General features: G+C 45.4%; 4 protein-coding genes. All 4 read right to left on the bottom strand.

Annotated features, from left to right (window positions below):
• Window positions 1-884, bottom strand: an 884-nt coding sequence (locus J7K79_RS08260) for a carbohydrate binding domain-containing protein (RefSeq protein WP_366932610.1), incomplete at its 3' end; no start/stop codon positions are given.
• Window positions 885-957: 73 nt separating this feature from the next.
• On the bottom strand, window positions 958-3,123 hold the full coding sequence (locus tag J7K79_RS08255) for a glycoside hydrolase family 3 protein (RefSeq protein WP_296907425.1): 2,166 nt from the start codon (window positions 3,121-3,123) through the stop codon (window positions 958-960).
• Window positions 3,107-3,310 (bottom strand): hypothetical protein, encoded by a 204-nt coding sequence (locus tag J7K79_RS08250; RefSeq protein WP_296907418.1) that lies wholly within the window; start codon window positions 3,308-3,310, stop codon window positions 3,107-3,109. Before J7K79_RS08250 ends, J7K79_RS08255 begins: the two co-directional genes overlap by 17 nt.
• Window positions 3,310-4,127 (bottom strand): ABC transporter ATP-binding protein (locus J7K79_RS08245; protein WP_366932609.1); only part of this gene is annotated, 818 nt, incomplete at its 5' end. The genes J7K79_RS08245 and J7K79_RS08250, both read right to left, overlap by 1 nt.

The raw sequence follows: 4,127 nt of genomic DNA, 5'->3' as shown, positions 1-4,127 counted from the left end.
GGCCAGATACCCTGACCTTCTGGAAGCTTTGCTCTTATCTCGATCTTTCCGTATTTTATCTCAAACTTACCTTCTGTGGTCATTCTTGCAGATGTATAATCGTAAGTTCCGTACTCGTCAGATACCTGCTCCTTTCTTGCTTCGATCACAAGACATCCGTTTTCAACGAACGCGTTCTTGTCAGTGTAATACTCGAGCTCACCGTTCCCCCAACCCGGTATGCCTTTTGCGTGACCGTTCCCTATCTCGAAGTTCCACACGTTTGGATCGATAACACCATCGTCGAACTCCTGACTCCAGACAAGTTGCCAGTCCTCCACTTTGTCCTCGCCCTCTTCAGTGTAAACTTCGTTTTCTTCTCCACTGACCTCAAGAACTCCTATATCTTCCATGACAACATCATCAATCCAAACAGTTCCCACCTGCTTTCCAAGCTGGAATTCAAAACGAGCGTTTTCGTCCGTTTCCTGTCTCATCACAAATTCGAATTCATAAGCCTGCCAGTCTGTTCCAAGCTCGAATGCCATTCCTCCAGATTCATCAGTACCTGGATTGTATGCAGCCCAGCCTCTTCCAGCGGTTCCACCTATTTTGACACCTATAGCTCTCTGTTCAGAAGCCTTTGCTCTGAAAGAGACTCTGTACTTATGAAGTTTTTCAACCAGTATAGGAGACTGCAGCAATTGAACCGACCAGCTGTGCTCCCCACTGTTTGTAATTTCTACAACAAGAACACCATCTTCTACACTCGCTGTACCTTCGCCACCAGAATTTGTAAAGAATACCCAGTTGTTTTGTGTGTCTATGGAACCGTCTTCAGCTGGTGGTTCAATGTCAACACCGGCAATGAGGATTGGATTGTCAAAAGAAGCGTTTCCTAGTATGTTTTAAGCCAAAACGAAAATGGGTAAAAGAAGAAGAAAAACAAAAGCAAATTTCCACATGTTATCCCCCCTTTCACAATTTAAATCTTCTTTCTTCATCAAGTGTGAATTTTTCCTTCAATCTGATGTTTCTAGAAGAAGCACCCACTCTCACTTCGTACTCTCCCGCTTCAACAACCCATTCCTTACCATCGAAGCTTGCAAGGTCTCTGACAGGAATTTCAAGGACGATTTCCTCAGATTCCCCGGGATTTAACAGCCTCGTTTTGTGAAACGCTTTGAGTTCTTGGAATGGTTTGTCTATCTTGCCTTTTGGTGCCTTGATGTAAACCTGCGATACTTCTTTTCCTGCTCTGTCTCCTGCATTTGTAACCGTGTAGGAAACTTTCAGAACGCTGCCTTCTAATTGGACCTTCAAGTCACTGTAATCGAACTTTGTATAAGAAAGACCGTACCCAAATTCGTAAGCAGGTTCCACACCGAAAGTATCGTAGTATCTGTATCCTACGTAAATGTCTTCTTCGTAGACCACCCTTTGTGGATTGTCCTTAGGCTCCCCTGGGAACGTCCAGGATGAAACATCGGCATAGTCTTTCGGGAATGTTGTGGGAAGTTTCCCAGAAGGATTGATCTTCCCAACAAGAACATCTGCCACTATTCTTCCCATTTCTTGGCCTGCTTGCCAAACAAGCAGAATTCCATCCACCAGATCTCTCCAGCTTGCAACTTCAATAGGACTTCCAATGTTGAGAAGCACTACCACTTTTTTGCCTTGTTCGTGGAACTCTTTGGAGACAGTTTTTATGAGCTCTACTTCGTCATCCGAGAGGTAGAAGTCACCCTCCACTGGTTTCCTGTCGTAACCCTCACCGGAAATTCTGCTGATCACAACAACCGCCACGTCGTTCTTTTTCGCCAATTTCTTTATTTCCTTTTCGGACAGGAAGTTTTCTGGAAGCTTCGGCTTTATAACTGTTCCCCAAGAATCAGTCTTTGGTTTGTACTCTTCAGTTTCACGCATTTTTTTCACGTACTCTTCATAGGTACTTGCAAGTTCTTTGTCGAACTTTAAACCTCTCTCTTTTACCCCTTCAAGGATGGAAATCGTGTACCTTGGATGGGTGTCTCCACTTCCCGTTCCACCTTTTATCGTCTCGATCTGGCCTGTACCGAAGAGGGCTATCTTCGAGTCTTCAGAGAGCGGAAGAGCACCTTTGTTCTTCAAAAGGACAACACCTTCAGCTCCTGCTTCGTAAGCGATTTTTGCATGTTCTTCAAGATCTGGTTTGTTGGAGTACTTGTATCCCTTGAAAGAAGGAGCGTTCACAAGAACTGTCAGAATGTTTCTTACACACTCATTGAGAATTTCTTCGCTGAGTTTCCCCTCTCTCAAAGCTTCCATGATCTCTTCTATTTCGTCTCTTCTTTCTGTGTTCACCTGGTAAGTCTTCCCGGGCATGATGAGATCGTTTCCCGCTTTGAGTTGTTCCACGGGGTTGTCTCCAGCGTACCAGTCGCTCATCACAAAGCCTTCGAACCCCCATTCTTCTCTGAGCACTTTTTTCAAAAGCCATTCATTTTGAGAGCAGTACTTTCCGTTGAGTTTGTTGTAAGCACTCATTACACTCCAGGGTTTCGCTTTTTTTACAGCAATCTCAAATCCTCTGAGATAAATCTCTCTGAGTGCACGTTCAGATACGATTGTGTCCACGACCATTCTGTTCGTCTCCTGATTGTTTGCCACAAAGTGCTTTATACATGCACCCACCCCCTGTGACTGGACACCTTTCACAAAGGCTGAAGCCATTTCCCCAGAAAGAACAGGATCTTCGGAGTAGTACTCAAAATTTCTTCCACAGAGAGGACTTCTGTGTATGTTCATGGCGGGTGCAAGAAGCACGTCCACACCGTATTCTCTAACTTCCTCGCCCATCGCTCTTCCCACTTCCTCAAGGAGTTCCCTGTTCCAGGTGGAAGCAAGCATGATTTCAACAGGGAAAGCCGTTGTGTAGTAAGTGTTTTCATCGTTTTCTCTTGTGGGGTTTATCCTAAGACCTGCGGGACCATCCGCCAATACAAAAGTGGGTATTCCGAGTCTTGGGACAGGATGTGTCTCTCCGGCTGCTCCCACAACCCTGGAATGGGGATTTCCAAACAATCCAGGAAGTCCAACACCCACAACGAGTTTTACTTTCTCCTCTAGAGTGAGTTGTGACAGGATTTCATTCACCTTTTCCACCATTTTTTTCCCTCCTCTTTTTTTCACGTATGGTGAAAAAGATGAGGAAAGAAACGGTAAAAACAATGAGACCAAGATTCAAATAGAACTCCACCGGTCTGAACCCACGCCAGAGGTAATACGCAAGAACGATGATCTCGAGGACGAGCGCCCAGGAAAAGAGTGTCATTATAGCTCTAGTGAACATCACAGATCCTCCAGTTTCCTGTAGAGCTTTGGTATGCTGCCGACGAGAATCTTGGTGTACTCGTGGGAGGGTTCTAACACCACTCTATCAGGATGCCCTCTTTCCACGATCTCACCGCCTTTCATGACGAATATGTTGTCAGAAACATAGTAAGCAAGGCCAAGATCGTGAGTGATGAATATGATAGATGTTCCTTGCTCTTCTCTGAGTTCCTCAAGAAGCTTTATGATACCGCCTCTGGAGGATGCGTCTATCATGGATGTGGGTTCGTCTGCTACGATCAGAAGAGGCCTCAGGATCCAGCACCTTGCGATCATTATTCTCTGCTTTTGCCCACCGGAGATCTGATGCGGATATTTTCCGAGAACATCCTTGGGATCGATTCCCACTCTGAACAGAGACTCCTTAATGAGTTCAAGGGCCTCTTTCTTGCTTGAAGGCTTGTTTTCTAAAAGATTTATTGCCTGCCATAGAGTCCTTTCAACCGGGTAGAAGGGATTGTAACTTGCAAATGGGTCCTGAAACACGGCGTGGACCTTCCTTCGAAACCAGACCAGATCTTCTTTGCTTTTCAAGTCCTTCCACACGCTCTTTCCTTCGAAGAGGATCTCTCCGGATGTGGGAGGAAGAAGCCGCAAGATCATTTTTGCGGTTGTTGTTTTTCCAGAGCCACTTTCTCCCACAAGGGATACTATCTCCCTCTCTTTCACTTCGAAAGATACACTCTTCACAGCCAACACACGACGTTTGGAAAAGAACCCAAGAGAGAAGATCTTCGTGAGATTTTTCACCTCTAATCTGCTCATACTCTCTCCTC

The organism is Thermotoga sp. (genome assembly GCF_021162145.1).
Lineage (GTDB): Bacteria > Thermotogota > Thermotogae > Thermotogales > Thermotogaceae > Thermotoga.
This window is presented reverse-complemented; position numbering and strand designations above follow the sequence as displayed.

Bases quoted from the DNA above. Each gene is read 5' to 3' on its own strand.
- J7K79_RS08250 (WP_296907418.1), bottom strand. From the start codon at position 3,310: ATGTTCACTAGAGCTATAATGACACTCTTTTCCTGGGCGCTCGTCCTC.